Genomic DNA, 16,901 nt, shown 5'->3' on the forward strand with positions numbered 1-16,901 from the left:
AGTGACATTCTTACTAAAAAAGCGATGGTTTTTGGCGACACCAGTTTGTATTCTGCTGATCGATCTCTGATCAACACCGGAAGCAAAAGGATGAAGTACTTAACCGCTATGTACATCTCACTCAGTGAATCGTTGGGTATCTATACGCGTGATCAGCTCCATGAGCTACTCAGCAACAACCAGCACAGCATGCCAATATCCCGTCACCGGGCGGCGATCCTGCAGAGCAGAGTGTTTTTCTTCTGTGCTATTTTCGCAGTGCTGGTACCGACCTGGTCACTAATCGACCGGCTGTTCCTGCCGGACTCTCTCTGGCTCGAGTTAGTATTGATCCGACTACTATCTGCTACCGCTTTTGCACTGCTTGCCTGGCAGGCACGCAAAGAACCCGACCTGAAACGCGCCCGCTTTATGTTGGCCGGAATGTTATCGGTCACACCCCTTTTCTATCTGGTCTCCAATCACTGGCTACAGGCCTATGAACTGAGCGGGACTGAACAGGTAATCGCAGAACTTTATGCATTACTGCCGTTTGTCATGATTGCCGGCCTGACGCTGTTTCCGCTCACGCTGAAAGAGCTGTTGGCCTACGCCACGCCGATGCTGGCGGTGGTTGTGCTGTCGTCCCTCCCCGAAACAAAGAGTGATATTCCTCAGGCAGTTTCAACTATCTGGCTGTTCTCTCTGATTCTGGGGGTCGCAATGTTCGCTTCGCTGAACCAGCTACGCTACATGCTCTCGCAGGTAAACCGGGCCAGTTATGATGTACTTACCGGCCTGCTGACCCGCCGGGCGGGGATAGAGATGCTTGACCTGCAATACCGTCTGGCGACCATCAGCGAAAACAATCTATCGATTCTCTATCTCGACCTGGACCACTTTAAAACCGTTAACGATGTTTACGGCCATGACGCTGGCGACGTTGTGCTGAAGTTCGCGGCACAGCAACTCAGTGCCACTGTGCGTAAAGGCGACAGCGTAATCCGCTGGGGTGGGGAGGAGTTCATCATTATTCTGCCGACCGCCACACCCGACGAAGCCAACGATGTTATTGCCAGAGTGATGAAGGCCGGTCTGGGATCGCGCCCCGACGGGACACCAGTCACCGCCAGTATCGGTGTGGCAGAAGTCCAGGCGGATACAGTGAAAGACTGGAAAGCGCTGATCGAACTGGCTGACCATCGCATGTACACCGCAAAAACCAGCGGACGGGCGCGCAGCGTCGGCATCCAGGAAACTCAACTGCTGTGGCCGGCAAGTTCCGCTCAGTGTATCGCCCGTAGCACCGCGGATGCACCGGCAACGGTCTCCGATAACCAGCCCGAGCCAGTTGCAAGCTGAGCCGGTCCTGCTTTAAGCCGCGAGGCTTCAGTGAAGCCTTACTTTAACCGACAGGAAAGGGAATCAGTTCTTTTACCACCTGGCTGCACAACGTACGCAACCAGAGGCTGCCCGGGTCCTGATCGACCGTTTTAGGCCAGGCCAGGAAGTACTCCGTATCGTTAGATTCGAAGGGCAATGGCTTAATCGTCAGACCGAATCGTTGCGCATATTGCGATGCCAGCAGTCCACTGGAACTGAACAACAACTGCGTCCGGCCGACCGCTTCCAGTGCCGCCATAAAGTAGGGAGTGCGCAAGGCAAAACGCTTTTCCCGCGCCAGCTTTCCCAGCGCCTCATTGCCCAGCACCTTAGCACCGCCACCCAGGCTAACCAGCACATGAGAAAAGGAAAGATACTCAGCAACACTGACCTCATCCTGCTCTGCCAGAGGATGATCCCTGGCCATAATCAGCACATATTTTTCCCGGCCCAGCAACCGGCGCTCAAACTGATGAGGCAACTGAATAAAGTTGCTGCACAAGACCACATCGCATGCCTGAGCCGAGTCCTCCAGCAAACTCGATTCTGTGACTGTCGTGGTGTCCAGAGAGGCGTTCGGAGCTTGCTGATAAAAGCGTTCGGCAATACTCGGCCCATAAGCCTGAGCCTGATAGTGCGTGGTTTGCAGACGAAAGGTGCGGTCACTCAGATGCGGCACAAACGGCGGAGCCGACACCAGACCGGCCAGCTGTTCCAGCATCTGCCGGACCGGATTCTCCAGTGCGACCGCCTTCGCGGTCGGGATCATTCCTCTGGCGGTGCGGACAAATAACGGATCATCAAATGCCTCACGCAAGCGGATCAGCATCCGACTCATCGCCGACTGACTGATAAACAGACGGTCTGCTGCGCGCCCGACATTGCGCTCCTCAAGCAGATATAGCAGCCCGGTGAGGCTTTTTATATCCAGCTGTTGAAACAGACCTGGCAGCTTAATACTACTCACCCGAATCCTCCCTGCGCAGATGTTCCCACTTAGCATTACCCGAATTACGCATAAAGTAATTAACTATTATGCATTGGAAACAAGACAGAATAAACGCCATGCTTCAGGCTCTGGTTTTTTACTCTGACGAGCACTGACATGACACTGGATCGAAGCCGGTTTTTATATGGCCTGTTTTTCTGCTGCATCACCCTGATGTTCTGGGGCATGCTGCCAATCGCCCTGAAGCTTTCAACCGGATTTATCGACCCGGTCACTCTGACCTGGTTGCGATTTGCGTTTGCCGGTGTGGTGATGCTCATGTGGCAGGCCAAACGAGGCAAACTGTCAGAATTCCGCAACCTGTCGGCACCCCATACAGTCAGGCTGATGCTGGCAGGGACAATGCTGATCGTGAACTACACCTTTATGGCCTGGGGGCTGAACTATCTCCACCCCGGTGCGGCGCAACTCAGCTTTCAGTTAGCGCCGCTGTTTCTGACGCTGGGAGGCTGCTGGTTTCTGAAGGAGCAGGTGTTCTGGCAGCACTGGCTCTGCTTCGCTCTGATGGCCACCGGTATGCTGTTATTTTTTCATCCCGCGATTGAGAGCAGTACCGGAATGACCGGACTGGGTTTTCTGATTATTCAGGTGTCGGCACTGGGGTGGACCGCATACGCACTGCTGCAGAAGTCTCTGTTCAGGGTGCTGTCGCCCTCCAATATACTGCTTAGCATCTACCTGTATGCGCTGGTCGTCATGCTGCCCTTCGCCCATCCGGCGTCATTACTGGAGCTTGATACGCAAGACCGGTGGGTGGCCCTGTTCTGCTGTGTTAATACACTGATCGCTTATGGATCGTTCGCTCAGGCGATGCATTACTGGCAGACCGTACAGGTCAGCGCCGGCGTTGCCATGGCGCCGGTTGTAACCTTTATTCTGTCTGAAGTCTGTGTCAGCTTCGGTGTGTTCAGCGGCGTGATTTTTTCCGCTGAGGCCGATCGTTTAAGTCTGCTGGGAATGGCTCTGGTGGTCATTGCGGCTATCACCGTACAGCTGATCAGCCCGGTACTGGAAAAACGCCGGGTAAAGGCTCTGCACAGACTAACGGTCGCTACCGACCGCTAACAAAAAATACACTGTACCGCGACTGAGTCCGATGATCGCCAGATAGCGGAATCAGCAGCGATAAGCACAGCCCGAAATGCCGGATAAACGCTCAGGATAGATGATCAGTACAGGCAACGTTTACAGATCAATAGGAATCGCAGTTTCATTTTTAATCTCGCGCAGGGCAAAGTTGGATCGCACCTGACTCACTCCCGGCAGGCTGAAAATCTTATCATTCAAAAAGCGGTCATAAGCGGCCATACTCTGAATGATCACCCGCAGAACATAATCGGCATCACCGGTTACCGCAAAGCACTGCAGGACTTCCGGATAACTCTGTACGGCTTGTTGAAACTCCATGGCGTGATCCTGCTGATGACGGATCAGCGTCACCATAATCAACACGCATAGGTCGTAACCCAATGCCTCAGGGTTAACCAGCGCCGTATGCTTTTTCAGTATCCCTTTTTCATCCAGGGCTTTCACCCGGCGCCAGCAGGCGGCAGAGGAGAGACCCACTGTGTCTGCCAGTTGCTGGTTAGAAATACGACCGTCGTCCTGCAGGGTGGCCAGAATATGGCGGTCATAACGATCAAGCTTTTCAGTCATCAATTCACACATCCACATAAAAACAAAATAATCTTTACATAATTATAACTAATTCTAAAGAGTCTTTCTTATTACGCGTAAATATTCAGATAATTCGCAAGCACCTTTCGCAAAAAAAATCATACACTTTTCGCCATCAGATGGGGCAATTGATCCAGATCAATAAACGCTTCCCACCACATAACAATAACAATGATTGCTGAGGTGTATGGCATGAACCATTACGACAAGAGCCTGGATCAGGGCGCTAGTGATCTGACCGCTATTGATTCCTTTACCGACGATACGGCGCTGCAAAGCTTAGACAGCTATACGCTCAATGACCGCTATCTGCGCAAGACCGGACGCGTCTTCCTGACCGGAACCCAGGCTCTGGTTCGTCTGCCAATGATGCAACGGGAGCTGGACCGCCAGAATAATCTCAATACCGCAGGCTTTATCAGTGGCTACCGTGGCTCGCCCTTAGGCGGCTATGACCAGGCATTGTGGCAGGCCAAAAAACTGCTGCAGGCACAGGACATAGATTTTATCCCTGCGGTGAATGAGGAGCTGGGCGCCACCCTGGTGCTGGGAACCCAGCAGGTAGAAACAGCTGCAGATAAGAATGTCGATGGCGTGTTTTCCATCTGGTACGGCAAAGGTCCTGGGGTTGACCGCGCCGCAGATGCGCTTAAGCATGGCAATGCCTTTGGCAGCTCGCCTCACGGTGGCGTGCTGGTAGTCGCAGGGGATGATCACGGCTGTGTGTCCTCCAGTATGCCGCATCAGTCCGATGTGGCATTCATCTCGTTCTTTATGCCAACCATCAATCCAGCCAGTATTTCAGAGTATTTCGAGTTTGGCCTCTGGGGCATTGCACTGTCACGCTTCAGCGGCACCTGGGTCGGTTTCAAGGCAATTTCAGAAACCGTCGAAAGTGCCGCCTCGGTCGACATTGCTGAGTTGCCGCAATTTACCCTTCCACAGGATTACACTGCGCCAGAGGATGGTCTGCACTATCGCTGGCCGGATCTGCCCGGACCACAGATGGAAACCCGGATTGAGAAGAAGCTTAAAGCGGTGGCGGCATTTGCCCGTGCTAATCCACTGGACCGCTGCCTGTATAACCTCAAACAGGCACGCATGGGTATCGTCACCACCGGTAAAGCGCACCTTGATCTGATGGCTGCGCTGGACATGCTGGGGCTAAGTGAAGCGAAGCTGCGCGCTCTGGGTATTGATATCTATAAAGTAGGCCTGGTCTGGCCACTGGAAAAGCATGGCGCTATGGACTTCATCCGCGGTAAGGAAGAGGTTCTGGTCATTGAAGAGAAGCGCGGCATTATCGAAAGCCAGATCAAGGAACACCTGTCGGCCCCCGATGAGACCATTAAAGTCCGGATCATCGGTAAACATGACGAGCAGGCCAGGCCGCTGGTGCCTTATGTCGGTGAACTTGGCCCGAATATGCTGGCTAAAGTGGTTGCTGACCGAATCACCCTGCTGCTGGGTGAGAATTTCCGCGAGCAGCTGGCAGAGATCGGCGTCCGTGGCAGCAACGTATGTGATCCACAGGGAGTGCGCCGCTTACCCTATTTCTGCTCCGGCTGCCCGCACAACACCTCCACAAAAGTCCCGGAAGGCAGTAAGGCTCAGGCCGGCATCGGTTGTCATGTTATGGCGACCTGGATGGGACGACAGACCGAATCCCTGACCCAGATGGGGGGTGAAGGGGTAAACTGGGTGTCGAAGTCGCGCTACCTGGACAACAAGCATATCTTCCAGAATCTGGGCGAGGGGACTTACTTCCATTCCGGCACGCTGGCGATCCGTCAGTCGGTCGCAGCCAACACCAATATTACTTACAAAATTCTGTTTAATGATGCGGTCGCGATGACCGGCGGTCAGCCGGTGGATGGTGTCATTACTGTACCGGCCATTGCCAATCAGGTGCATGCTGAGGGTGTGAACCGTATTGCCATTATCAGCGATGAGCCGGAAAAATACAGCGACAAGAGTATCTTCCCGGCGGTGGCAACCTTCCACGATCGTCTGGAACTGGATGTCGTACAGCGTGAACTGCGGGAAATAGCGGGAGTAACCGTACTGATCTACGATCAGACCTGTGCAGCCGAAAAACGTCGCCGACGTAAACGTGGTCAGTTCCCTGACCCGCAGAAGCGCGTTTTTATCAACCACAATGTCTGTGAAGGCTGTGGTGATTGCTCAGCACAGTCTAACTGTCTTTCCGTGGTTCCCCGTGAAACGGAACAGGGGCGTAAACGCCGCATCGATCAGTCATCCTGTAACAAGGATTTCTCCTGTGTCGAAGGATTCTGCCCCAGTTTTGTCACCATTGAAGGTGGCACACTGCGTAAAGGCGCTGGCGTCACCACCGGTGCAGCCTTCCAGCAGAAAATTGCCAGTCTGCCACTGCCGCAACAGGCACCGCTGACGGGCTGCTACAACCTGTTGGTTGGCGGTGTCGGGGGGACCGGTATCGTCACCATCGGGGCGTTAATCACCATGGCTGCACATCTGGAATCCAAAGGTGCGACAGTACTTGATTTTATGGGTTTTGCGCAGAAAGGCGGCACCGTACTGAGTTATGTCCGTCTGGCACCGAAACCCGATGCGATCCGTCAGGTACGGATTGAAACCGGTCAGGCAGATGCGATGATTGCCTGCGATATGGTGGTAGCCACGACCGATAAAGCACTCACCGTATTGCGTAAGGATCATAGTCGCGCAGTCCTCAATCTAGCTGAGATTGCCACAGCTGACAACGTGCTCTACCGGGATGCTGATATGGAATCCACCCGCCGGACACGTATCCTCAACGAGGCGCTGGGCGATGATCGTCTCGCCTCTCTGGATGCCAACCGCCTCGCGGAAGCGCTGCTGGGCGATACCGTTTTTTCCAATGTGATGATGCTGGGCTTCGCCTGGCAGCAGGGGCTGGTGCCGGTTTCACTGACGGCGCTGCAAAAAGCCATAGAGATGAACGGCGTAGCGATTGAGAAAAACCAGACCGCATTTAACTGGGGTCGTCTGGCGGCGGTGGATCCGGCATTTGTCGGCCAGGCCGCCGGTGGACACACGCCCGCACCGGCGTTGACCCTAGAGCAAAAAATTGAACGCAATGCAGCGTTTCTCAGTCGCTATCAGGATAGCGCTTATGCTGAGCGCTACCAGTCACTGGTTAAGCAGATTGCTGAAGCGGAACAATCTCTGGCAGTTAACAGCACGAAACTGACCGGGCAAGTTGCCACACAGCTGTTCCGCCTGATGGCGTACAAAGATGAATACGAAGTAGCACGCCTGTATACCGAGACAGACTTCCTGCAGGAAGTCGCCCAAACCTTCAGCGGTGATTACCGTATTAAATTTAATATGGCGCCGCCATTACTGGCGCGTAAGCGTGATAGCCAGGGACGCCCGAAGAAAATGCAGTTTGGCCCCTGGATCCTGAAAGGTCTGCGTATGCTGGCGCAGATGCGTCGCCTGCGGGGCACGCCTCTGGATCTGTTCGGTTACAACCCTGAACGCAAGCTGGAACGGCAGTTACGCGACGGGTATATCACCCTGATCAACGATCTCAGCAGATTGCTCACCCGGGATAACCTCGCGACGGCCATTGAACTGGCGGCCGTGCCTGCAGAAATCCGCGGCTTCGGACCGGTCAAGGAAAAGGCGGTCAGAGAAGCACAGGCGCGGTCTCAGTCCCTGCAGCAACAACTCAACCAGAACCGCGTTTAAGTCCGGTCGGGAGATCGCTATGTTTGAACATTTACAACCACTGCCACAGGATCCGATTCTGTCGATGCTGGCAGACTACAGAGCAGACACGCACCCGCATAAGCTCGATCTCGGCATCGGCGTTTATAAGGATGAGCAGGGTAATACGCCAATCATGCAGGCGGTTAAAGAGGCGGAACACCGGTTACTGACGACCGAGCAAAGTAAAAGCTACACCGCTCCGGCCGGTACCGCTGAATATAACCAACTGGCGAGTGCACTGGTTTTTGGTGCAGATCATCCCGCGCTCAGAGATCAGCGTATCGTCTCAGCGCAAACCCCGGGGGGCTGCGGTGCACTTCGAATGGGAGCCGAATTCCTCCACGGTTGCAGCCAGGAGAGCCGCGTCTGGGTGAGTCTGCCAACCTGGGCTAACCATGTGCCACTGCTGGCGGGTGCGGGCCTGGAGATCGCCGAATATCCCTATTATGACTACGCCACCAAAGGCATTCAGTTTGAGGCGATGCTGCAGGCACTGGAGCAGGCCCGCGCGGGGGACTTTATCCTCCTGCATGGCTGCTGCCACAACCCCAGCGGGGCTGACCTGAACCGGGAACAGTGGCGTGCGGTGGCAGACCTGATGGCGCGTAAGGGGCTGATCCCTTTCGTCGATATGGCGTATCAGGGGCTGGGCAATGGTCTCGATCAGGATGCCTTCGGTGTGCGCCTGTTGGCGGAACGTTTTCCGGAGATGCTGGTAGCGACCTCCTGCTCGAAAAACTTCGGTCTCTACCGTGAACGAACCGGCACCCTGTTTATTGTCGCCGCCAACCGTGCTGAAGCGCAAACCGCTGGCAGCCAGCTGTTCAGTAAAATCCGCAGCCACTACTCGATGCCGCCGGCCCATGGCGCTGCCATTGTGGAAACCATCCTGGCTGATGCAGGCCTGACGGCCTCCTGGGAGTGCGAACTGGCAGCGATGCGCGAGCGGATTCAGGGGCTGCGTCAGCAGTTGGTTACCGCGATTACAGCGTCCGACATTGATGGCGACTTCGCCTTTATCCAACAGCAGTTTGGCATGTTCTCCTTTCTCGGAATCACTCCGCAACAGGTAGAACAGCTACGCCATGACTACAGCATCTACATGATCAACTCCAGTCGTATGAATGTTGCCGGGCTGAATCAAGGCAGCATGGATTACTTTGTATCGGCCCTGACTGAGGTGTTAAGCGCCTGCTAGAACCGACCGAACCTACACAATATAAAAATAAATAATGAGTGTTAACCATGAATACAGTTTTATTCGATCATCCCGAATTTGATAAACACATCAATGTTTACGTTCACTACGATGACCAGACCGGCCTGAAAGCGATTACCGCTGTTCACCGCCGCTGGAACGGCAAACCGGCAGTCGGAGGCTGCCGTCTGCGTAATTATGCCAGCGCCGATGAGGCATTTACCGATGTCCTGCGTCTGTCTCGCGGCATGACCTATAAGTCGGTGATGTCCGGCCTCGACTATGGCGGCTCAAAATCGGTCATGATCGCCAACCCTGAAACGATGGACCGTCGGGCGACCTTTCTGGCAATGGGCGAGTTTATTGAAAGCCTCGGCGGGCGTGTCTCAACCGGTGTTGATGTGGGTCTGACCGCCGCCGACGTTGAAATCATGGCGGAACGCACCTCCTTCCTGGGGGGCCGCGCAACTCTGGCGCCCGATCTGGTGACCGCCTATGGCGTGCTGACATCGATCTGTGCTGCGGTTAAGCATCGCACCGGCAGTGATGATCTGCACGGCCGCACTGTCGCGGTGCAGGGCTTGGGTAAGGTTGGCTTCAAACTGGCAGAACTGCTGAAAGAGCGCGGTGCCAGAGTGGTTGCTGCCGAAGTCAACGCCGAATCAGCAGCCCGTGCCCGGGATCTTTTGAATATCGATATCGTCTCCCCGGATGTCATCCATGCCCAGCCAGTGGAGATCTACAGCCCCTGCGCATTAGGCATGGTGATCAATGATCACAGTCTCAATGAGATCTCTGCCGGAATCGTGGTCGGCGCGGCAAACAACCAACTAACCCGACCCGCCCATGGAGTTGATCTGGCGCAGAAAGGGATTCTGTATGTCCCAGATTACATCAGCAACTGTGGAGGACTGCTGGCCGTTGCCGGTGACCTTGAAAAAAGCGATGAGGGCTGGGTCTGGCGCAAAGTAGATGAGATCGCCGAAACCCTGAACGAGGTATTCACACGGGCAGACAGGCAAGGCATTGCAACCAGCGATGCAGCGGATCAGGTCGGCCGTGAGCGTATTGCCAGCTTCGATCATCACAACCAGTAATAAAAATCGCCGAAGGTACACCGTCTGTGCGGGCCTTTAGCAATAACCCATGTGTGGCTGACAGTATCAGCTAAGTAAACAAGTCTGAAACAGACTGCACAACTGCAATAAAAATAACTATGGAAGCGGTTGCCCCGACTTCCTAACAGGAGTGTTATTCATGAAACTACGTAATTTTCTCACGTCCGCTTTAATGGCGACTGCTCTCGCCACCACAGTACAGGCGCAGCCTGTCTATGTTGCCGCGACGGCAATCGTTGAACATCCGGCGCTGGATGCCGTACGCGATGGTGTCAGGGAGGTACTGGAAGAGCAGGGTTATACTGATCAGACACTGAAATTCACCTTTGAGAGCGCTCAGGGAAACCCGGCTATCGCGGCTCAGATTGCGCGCAAGCTGGCCGGTGATACACCCGATGTTATCGTCGCTATTTCCACACCGTCCGCACAAAGCGCGGTGAGCGCAACCAAAGATGTCCCTATCGTATTCTCCGCGGTCACCGATCCGCTGGATGCCAAACTGATCAGTAACTATGACAAGCCGGGCCGGAATGTCACCGGTCTTTCCGATATGTCGCCGGTTAAACAGCATCTGGAGCTGATTCAGGAGTTCCTGCCAGACCTGAAAGCTGTCGGTGTGCCCTATAACCCGGGTGAGCCTAATGCAGTTGCGATCGTCAAACTACTGAAAGCCGAAGCTAAGAAAAAAGGCATTACGATCGTCGAAGCACCGTCACCGAAGTCCTCCGACGTGATGATCGCATCACAGAAGCTGATTGGTCAGGTGGATGCAATCTACTGTCCGACAGATAACACCATCCTGACCGCTCTCGAGTCAGTGATCAAAACCGGTATTGACGGTCAACTGCCGGTGTTTGCCGCTGAAACCAATGCCGTAGAACGTGGTGCCGTTGCCTCACTGGGCTTCAACTATGGTGATATCGGTCGCCAGACCGGTGAAGTAGTTGTGCGCATCCTCAAAGGCGAAAAAGCCGGTGATATACCGGTACGTGTTGCCCAGGGCTCGGAGCTGTACGTCAACCCGAAAATGGCCCGTCGCATGGGGATTGAAATCCCGGCTGCGGTACTGGCACGCGCCACCAAAGTCGTAGAATAAATCACAGCTGAGGACGACCCTATGTCTTTATTTTCTTTCCTCGGCACCCTTGAGATCGGATTTATTTTCGGTCTGGTGGCCATTGGGGTATATCTGACTTTCCGCGTTCTGGATTTTCCGGACCTGACCGTGGACGGTTCCTTCACGATGGGGGCGGCTATCGCCGCCGCCCTGATTATTTCCGGCGTTAACCCGTATCTGGCAACGATCTGTGCGGCTATTGGTGGTGCAGCTGCCGGCCTGGTGACTGCATGGCTGAATCTGCGGTTCAATATACTGCACCTGCTGGCCAGTATTCTGACCATGACCGCCTTATATACGATCAACCTTCGTATCATGGGCAAACCGAACCTCGCGCTGATCATGGAACCCACTGTGCTGTCCCCCTTTGCAGCGCTGGGTATACCTGATATGTATCTGAAGCTGATGTTCATCGCGGTAGTCGTCATTCTGACCGGCCTGGCAGTCGCCTACTTCCTCAACACACAGTATGGCATGGGCATGCGTGCAACCGGTGCAAACCCGCGCATGGCACAGGCCAACGGTATTGTGATCAAGGAGAAAATCTATGCTGGCCTGGCGCTGTCCAACGGCTTAGTCGCCCTCGCTGGCGCATTATTTGCGCAGACCAATGGTTTTGCCGACTCCACCATGGGAATAGGCACCATTGTGGTAGGCCTGGCTGCCGTCATTGTGGGAGAAAGCCTCTCAGGCAGCCGCTCCATGCTGGTGATCATCTTCAGCTGCATCATCGGCTCATTGCTATACCGCCTGGCGGTTTCTGCCGCACTTAATGCGGACTTCATGGGCTTTACCACATCCGACCTTAACCTGATTACCGCTGTACTGGTGGGACTGGCGCTGATCGTGCCACAACTCCGGCGCGAGCAGAGAGCGCGCAAGGCTGCAGCAGGAGGCACATTATGATCAGTTGCAAAGCGATTAAAGTGACATTCAACGCCGGTACAGCATCTGAGAAACAGGCTCTCAGGGGTGTCGACCTGGAAATTCCGCAAGGAGAGTTTGTTACGGTGATCGGCTCGAATGGTGCCGGTAAGTCGACCCTGCTGAATACCATCGCCGGTGATATCCGCGCCTCCAGTGGCAAGCTGATGTTTGATGCCTGGGATGTCACCCGTGTATCAGCTGCAGGTCGTACCCGTGATGTTGCCAGGGTCTTTCAGGACCCTCTGGCCGGTACCTGCGGCAATATGACGGTAGAAGAAAACATGGCGCTGGCGTATGGCCGTGGCAGACGGGGTGGATTTAAGCCGGCCCTGAATGACGATCTGCGTGATCTGTTCCGGGATCAGTTGAAGCGTTTGAATCTGGGGTTGGAAAACCGGCTCAGCGCTGAAATGGGCCTCCTGTCTGGCGGCCAGCGACAGTCGATCAGCTTGCTGATGGCCGCTCTGCAACCGAGCAAAATACTGTTGCTGGACGAACATACTGCAGCCCTGGACCCGAAGACAGCGGCACTGGTTATGGATATTACCGACCAGATCGTCGAGGAAAAGCAGCTGACGGTAATGATGGTGACGCATTCGATGCGTCAGGCACTGGATCATGGCAGTCGAACCATCATGATGCATGAAGGTAAGGTGATGTTTGATCTTAGCGGCAAAGAGCGCAGTCAATATGACGTTAAAGACCTTCTCAACCTGTTTGCCAAAGCCCGTGGCGATAATGAAGAACTCGATGATGACAAGCTGCTGCTGGAAGCCTGAGCGGCAGAGGCTTAAACATATATTACAACCATCTGATTTTTATAATAAAAAATAACAAGGAAATATACATGATGCTTAAAAAACGATCCGCGGCAATGATGGCGCTGAGTGTACTGACGGCACTGCCGGCCTATGCTACGGATAATGCTGCAGACGGAGCCGATAAATTCACCCTGGACCTGGGGCTGCGAACATTTTATATGAATCGTGATTTTGACCAGGGCATTCCGGACACAATTGCCGCAGGCCAGGCCTTCAAGCTGGACCTGAAATCCCCGCTGTGGAACAACATGATCGGGTTTGATATTACAGCGGTCTCTGTAGTGGAGCTGATTGACGAAAAAACGCTGAACTCTTCCGATGTGCTGACCCCTGAGGGTAATGGCTATAACTCACTGGAACAGGCCTATATCAAGTTCCGCCCTCTGGAAAACCTGGATCTGCGTGCCGGCCGCATGGTACTGATGACGCCGCTGCTGAACGATCTGACATCGCGCATCTCGGCACCCAGTACCCAGGGGGTTTATGCAACCGCCACTTTTGACAACGGTTCGCTATACGCCCTCTATTCAGATAAAGCCTCAATGAATAATGATGAGGATTACACGGCCTATTCAGCTAATGGTGAAGAGTATGAAATTGCCTCTTTAGGGGGAACCTATCAATGGGACAATGGCTTCAACACCCATCTGCAATATGCGCTGGCTGACGATTACCAGAAACAGAGCTACATCAATCTGAACTATCCCTCCACACTGGGAGATCATGACCTGATGCTGGACCTGGTACACATGCGTGGAGAAGATGATGGGGCGCTGTATGGCAGTGATTATGACAGCCATCTGACCGGGCTGACGGCCCGCCTGTCGAAAGATAATCTTGCCTATACCCTGGCGTATCAGAAAATCGGTGGTAATGATGGATACGACCAGCAGTGGGGCGGGGATGATAATACCCAGTTCTTCACCTGGGGGGCCGTTCAGTTGCTGGACTTCAACGCGCGCGATGAACAGTCCCTGCAGGCCCGTATTGATTACGATCAGCCGTCATTGCCAGGTCTGCACCTCATGGCCAGACACACCGAAAGCTGGGATATTGACTACAGCGGCGGCGATGATGGACAGCGACGGGAAACCAATATTGACGTTATGTACACTCTGCAAAGTGGCGCCGCAAAAGGGCTGAACATACGTTTACGTGTTGCCAGAGCAGATGGCGATGCCGCGGTAGTACCGCGTATTAACGACGTCCGTTTCATCATCGATTATAAGACTAATCTGTTCTGATTGCGGGTTTTGCAGGCATCCGCTGGCCCTCCCCCTTATCGGCGGTGAGGGCTCGCGAATCACACGAAGCGAGTTCACTCCTGTTCGCTCGGCAGCCTATTTTTTTATTGGTGGTCTACCCTGGCAACCGCGCTTGGCGGAGGCAATGCCTCCGCATTTTTTATTATCCTGGCTACTCACCTCGCACATCAGCATCGATCCCGTGTAATGATGCCCGTCAGACTATCCCCGCCAGCATTGCACCGGAGCACTGAGTGTTCGAAACAGATACAGATCCTGTCACAGCAACTGACGGGCAAACAACCTTTGCCAATCGCTAAAATACAAAAGCCCGGTAACAGATCTGCTACCGGGCTTTTGTGCGGGAAGCTGTGAACAAGCTCCTGACTTCAGAGTCGTACCTCGATGCCCCGCTCTTTCATATACTGCTTGGCTTCCGGGATACTGTATTCGTTAAAGTGGAAAATAGAGGCTGCCAGTACCGCATCCGCTTTCCCCTCGATACAGCCGGCCACCAAATGATCCAGATTACCCACGCCGCCGGACGCGATAACCGGAACATTAACGGCTTCACTGATCGCCCGGGTGACACCAAGATCATAACCGTTCTTGACGCCATCCTGATCCATTGAGGTCAGCAGAATCTCACCGGCTCCCAGCTTCACCATCTTCTTTGCCCACTCAACCGCATCGATGCCGGTAGGCTTGCGACCGCCGTGGGTAAAGATCTCCCAGCGGTCAGTCTCGCCGGACTGAGACACTTTTTTAGCATCAATCGCCACGACGATGCACTGCGAACCAAACTTGTCAGCCGCTTCACGCACAAAATCCGGATTAAACACCGCAGCACTGTTGATTGACACCTTATCGGCACCGGCGTTGAGCATGGTGCGGATATCATCAACCGTACGGATACCGCCGCCCACCGTCAGCGGGATAAACACCTGTGATGCCATCCGCTCAACGGTATGCACCATGGTATCCCGGCCTTCGTGAGTCGCAGTGATATCGAGGAACGTAATCTCATCGGCGCCCTGCTCGTCGTAACGTTTGGCCACCTCTACCGGATCACCGGCATCGCGGATATCAACGAACTGCACGCCTTTTACAACGCGGCCGTTTTCAACATCCAGACAGGGAATTATGCGTTTTGCCAGTGCCATGGTTTTTACCTATAAGAACTTATATAAAACATTAGACCAGAATCCCTGACTGAGATTCCGGCCTCTTACACTGTTCAGGGCTTGCCATCCCAGTTAAGGAAATTTTTCAGCAGCTGCAGCCCAACGGTATGACTTTTTTCCGGGTGGAACTGCGTGGCAAACACATTATCCCGGGCGATCGCCACATCGAAATCAACGCCGTAGTGACAGTTTCCGGCCACCCGCTGTTTATCAACCGCATCGACATAATAGCTGTGCACAAAGTAGAACCGGCTGCCGTCGTCAATGCCCTGCCACAGCGGGTGATCGAAGTTCTGATGAACCTCATTCCAGCCCATATGCGGCACTTTCAGTCGCTCGCCATCGCGCTCTTTCAGGTCATCGCCGAAGAAGCGTACGGTGCCATCAAAGTGCCCCAGACAGCCAACCCCACCGTTCTCTTCAGATCGCTGCATCAGCGCCTGATAGCCGACGCAGATACCCAGAAATGGTTTACCGGAAGCGATCGCCTCGGCCACCTCTTTATCCACACCCAGACGGCGAATCTCCGCCATGCAGTCACGAATCGCTCCGACGCCGGGCAACAATACCCGGTCAGCGCTGCGAACTTTTTCAGGATCGGCGGTAACCATCACCTCAACGCCGGGCATGACATGCTCCAGCGCCTTGGCAACCGAGTGCAGGTTGCCCATACCGTAGTCAATCACTGCAACACTGCTCATTTACAGTGATCCCTTGGTCGATGGCATCTGATCGGCGGCCCGCTGATCAATCGTCAGGGCGCCACGCACCGCCCGGCCGAACGCTTTGAAGATGGTTTCAGCCTGGTGGTGCGCATTAAAGCCTTTCAGGTTATCGATGTGCAGCGTCACTCCGGCATGATTAACAAAACCCTGGAAAAATTCCCAGAACAGCTGAGTATCAAAGCGACCAATAGCAGCACGGGTAAACTCGACATTCATATCCAGCCCCGGCCGACCGGAAAAATCGATCACCACGCGGGATAGCGCCTCATCCAGCGGACAGTAGGCATGGCCATAGCGCAGAATACCTTTCTTATCGCCAACCGCCTGAGCAAAGGCCTGCCCCAGCGTAATACCGATATCTTCCACGGTATGGTGATCATCGATGTGATTATCACCCTTCGCCACGATATCCATGTCGATCAGGCCATGACGGGCGATCTGATCCAGCATGTGTTCAAGAAAGGGCACGCCGGTATCAACATTCAGCTTACCGCTGCCATCCAGATTCACTGAAACGGTGATCTGGGTTTCCAGGGTATTACGGGTGACGGAGGCTTTCCGTTCAGCCATGATCTTCTCCGCTATGGGTTAACAGTAGAGTTGGTAAAAACATTCGTAAATTAGGCAGCCATTATACAACCAATACAGGGTCAATGCGTAGCACCGGGCACGATTAACCCGGTCAAAAGCTGATATCCAACTGACTGATTTCATGTACGGTTAATCTAGGGTCTGTAAAATCGTTCTGCTACTATGCTGTAATAACTCTTGTTTGCCGAGA

Annotated in this window: 14 protein-coding genes; 9 read left to right on the forward strand and 5 right to left on the reverse strand. The window is 54.1% G+C overall.

What is annotated here, in order from left to right; translation table 11 throughout:
- The first annotated feature begins 90 nt into the window (after positions 1-90).
- Positions 91-1,341: a GGDEF domain-containing protein gene (locus KDX31_18480; protein UTW03278.1), complete on the forward strand. Its 1,251-nt coding sequence runs from the start codon at positions 91-93 to the stop codon at positions 1,339-1,341.
- Positions 1,342-1,384: 43 nt separating this feature from the next.
- Here KDX31_18480 and KDX31_18485 read toward each other — a convergent pair whose 3' ends face one another.
- A complete protein-coding gene (locus tag KDX31_18485; protein ID UTW03279.1) occupies positions 1,385-2,365 on the reverse strand; it encodes a LysR family transcriptional regulator in 981 nt (326 codons plus the stop codon).
- A gap of 102 nt (positions 2,366-2,467) precedes the next feature.
- On the opposite strand from KDX31_18485, the gene KDX31_18490 reads away from it, so the two are divergent.
- Entirely contained in the window at positions 2,468-3,436 is a 969-nt protein-coding gene (locus KDX31_18490) for a DMT family transporter (protein ID UTW03280.1), read from the forward strand.
- Positions 3,437-3,556: 120 nt separating this feature from the next.
- On the opposite strand, the gene KDX31_18495 is transcribed toward KDX31_18490, so the two are convergent.
- The gene (locus tag KDX31_18495) at positions 3,557-4,027 is read right to left on the reverse strand and encodes an Lrp/AsnC family transcriptional regulator (GenBank protein UTW03281.1); all 471 of its coding nucleotides are present in this window, start codon (positions 4,025-4,027) and stop codon (positions 3,557-3,559) included.
- 213 nt (positions 4,028-4,240) lie between these two features.
- Between KDX31_18495 and KDX31_18500 the strand changes: the two genes are divergently transcribed.
- The 7 genes from KDX31_18500 to KDX31_18530 all read left to right on the forward strand — a co-directional run bounded on the left by KDX31_18500 (position 4,241) and on the right by KDX31_18530 (position 14,211).
- Positions 4,241-7,765, forward strand: coding sequence for an indolepyruvate ferredoxin oxidoreductase family protein (locus KDX31_18500; GenBank protein UTW03282.1), 3,525 nt, complete (start codon positions 4,241-4,243; stop codon positions 7,763-7,765).
- 19 nt (positions 7,766-7,784) lie between these two features.
- Positions 7,785-8,984: an aspartate/tyrosine/aromatic aminotransferase gene (locus KDX31_18505; GenBank protein UTW03283.1), complete on the forward strand. Its 1,200-nt coding sequence runs from the start codon at positions 7,785-7,787 to the stop codon at positions 8,982-8,984.
- Positions 8,985-9,031: 47 nt separating this feature from the next.
- Complete coding sequence (locus KDX31_18510; protein UTW03284.1) at positions 9,032-10,081, forward strand: amino acid dehydrogenase; 1,050 nt, start codon at positions 9,032-9,034, stop codon at positions 10,079-10,081.
- Between the two features lie 160 nt (positions 10,082-10,241).
- Positions 10,242-11,198: an ABC transporter substrate-binding protein gene (locus KDX31_18515; protein ID UTW03285.1), complete on the forward strand. Its 957-nt coding sequence runs from the start codon at positions 10,242-10,244 to the stop codon at positions 11,196-11,198.
- 21 nt (positions 11,199-11,219) lie between these two features.
- Positions 11,220-12,125 carry an ABC transporter permease gene (locus tag KDX31_18520; GenBank protein UTW03286.1) on the forward strand — a complete coding sequence of 302 codons (906 nt, stop codon included), beginning with the start codon at positions 11,220-11,222 and terminating at the stop codon, positions 12,123-12,125.
- Positions 12,122-12,925 carry an ABC transporter ATP-binding protein gene (locus KDX31_18525; protein ID UTW03287.1) on the forward strand — a complete coding sequence of 268 codons (804 nt, stop codon included), beginning with the start codon at positions 12,122-12,124 and terminating at the stop codon, positions 12,923-12,925. Before KDX31_18520 ends, KDX31_18525 begins: the two co-directional genes overlap by 4 nt.
- Before the next feature lie 68 nt (positions 12,926-12,993).
- Positions 12,994-14,211 (forward strand): OprD family outer membrane porin, encoded by a 1,218-nt coding sequence (locus tag KDX31_18530; protein ID UTW03288.1) that lies wholly within the window; start codon positions 12,994-12,996, stop codon positions 14,209-14,211.
- A gap of 389 nt (positions 14,212-14,600) precedes the next feature.
- Here the strand turns inward: KDX31_18530 and hisF are convergent, their stop codons facing one another.
- The 3 genes from hisF to hisB all read right to left on the reverse strand — a co-directional run bounded on the left by hisF (position 14,601) and on the right by hisB (position 16,690).
- The gene (gene hisF / locus KDX31_18535; protein UTW03289.1) at positions 14,601-15,374 is read right to left on the reverse strand and encodes an imidazole glycerol phosphate synthase subunit HisF; all 774 of its coding nucleotides are present in this window, start codon (positions 15,372-15,374) and stop codon (positions 14,601-14,603) included.
- Positions 15,375-15,448: 74 nt separating this feature from the next.
- The gene (gene hisH / locus KDX31_18540) at positions 15,449-16,096 is read right to left on the reverse strand and encodes an imidazole glycerol phosphate synthase subunit HisH (GenBank protein ID UTW03290.1); all 648 of its coding nucleotides are present in this window, start codon (positions 16,094-16,096) and stop codon (positions 15,449-15,451) included.
- Positions 16,097-16,690 (reverse strand): imidazoleglycerol-phosphate dehydratase HisB, encoded by a 594-nt coding sequence (gene hisB / locus KDX31_18545; protein ID UTW03291.1) that lies wholly within the window; start codon positions 16,688-16,690, stop codon positions 16,097-16,099.
- Positions 16,691-16,901 lie beyond the last annotated feature (211 nt).

Origin of the sequence: Amphritea atlantica (genome assembly GCA_024397875.1) — a bacterium.
Taxonomy (GTDB): Bacteria; Pseudomonadota; Gammaproteobacteria; order Pseudomonadales; family Balneatricaceae; genus Amphritea; species Amphritea atlantica_B.

What these genes read in the sequence shown, in the direction of transcription:
- KDX31_18525 (UTW03287.1), top strand. Translation starts at nt 12,122, where the DNA reads ATGATCAGTTGCAAAGCGATTAAAGTGACATTCAACGCCGGTACAGCA.
- KDX31_18490 (UTW03280.1), top strand. Translation starts at nt 2,468, where the DNA reads ATGACACTGGATCGAAGCCGGTTTTTATATGGCCTGTTTTTCTGCTGC.
- KDX31_18485 (UTW03279.1), bottom strand. Translation starts at nt 2,365, where the DNA reads ATGCTAAGTGGGAACATCTGCGCAGGGAGGATTCGGGTGAGTAGTATT.
- KDX31_18520 (UTW03286.1), top strand. Translation starts at nt 11,220, where the DNA reads ATGTCTTTATTTTCTTTCCTCGGCACCCTTGAGATCGGATTTATTTTC.
- KDX31_18480 (UTW03278.1), top strand. Translation starts at nt 91, where the DNA reads ATGAAGTACTTAACCGCTATGTACATCTCACTCAGTGAATCGTTGGGT.
- KDX31_18500 (UTW03282.1), top strand. Translation starts at nt 4,241, where the DNA reads ATGAACCATTACGACAAGAGCCTGGATCAGGGCGCTAGTGATCTGACC.
- hisB (UTW03291.1), bottom strand. Translation starts at nt 16,690, where the DNA reads ATGGCTGAACGGAAAGCCTCCGTCACCCGTAATACCCTGGAAACCCAG.
- KDX31_18530 (UTW03288.1), top strand. Translation starts at nt 12,994, where the DNA reads ATGATGCTTAAAAAACGATCCGCGGCAATGATGGCGCTGAGTGTACTG.
- KDX31_18505 (UTW03283.1), top strand. Translation starts at nt 7,785, where the DNA reads ATGTTTGAACATTTACAACCACTGCCACAGGATCCGATTCTGTCGATG.
- KDX31_18510 (UTW03284.1), top strand. Translation starts at nt 9,032, where the DNA reads ATGAATACAGTTTTATTCGATCATCCCGAATTTGATAAACACATCAAT.
- KDX31_18515 (UTW03285.1), top strand. Translation starts at nt 10,242, where the DNA reads ATGAAACTACGTAATTTTCTCACGTCCGCTTTAATGGCGACTGCTCTC.
- KDX31_18495 (UTW03281.1), bottom strand. Translation starts at nt 4,027, where the DNA reads ATGACTGAAAAGCTTGATCGTTATGACCGCCATATTCTGGCCACCCTG.
- hisF (UTW03289.1), bottom strand. Translation starts at nt 15,374, where the DNA reads ATGGCACTGGCAAAACGCATAATTCCCTGTCTGGATGTTGAAAACGGC.
- hisH (UTW03290.1), bottom strand. Translation starts at nt 16,096, where the DNA reads ATGAGCAGTGTTGCAGTGATTGACTACGGTATGGGCAACCTGCACTCG.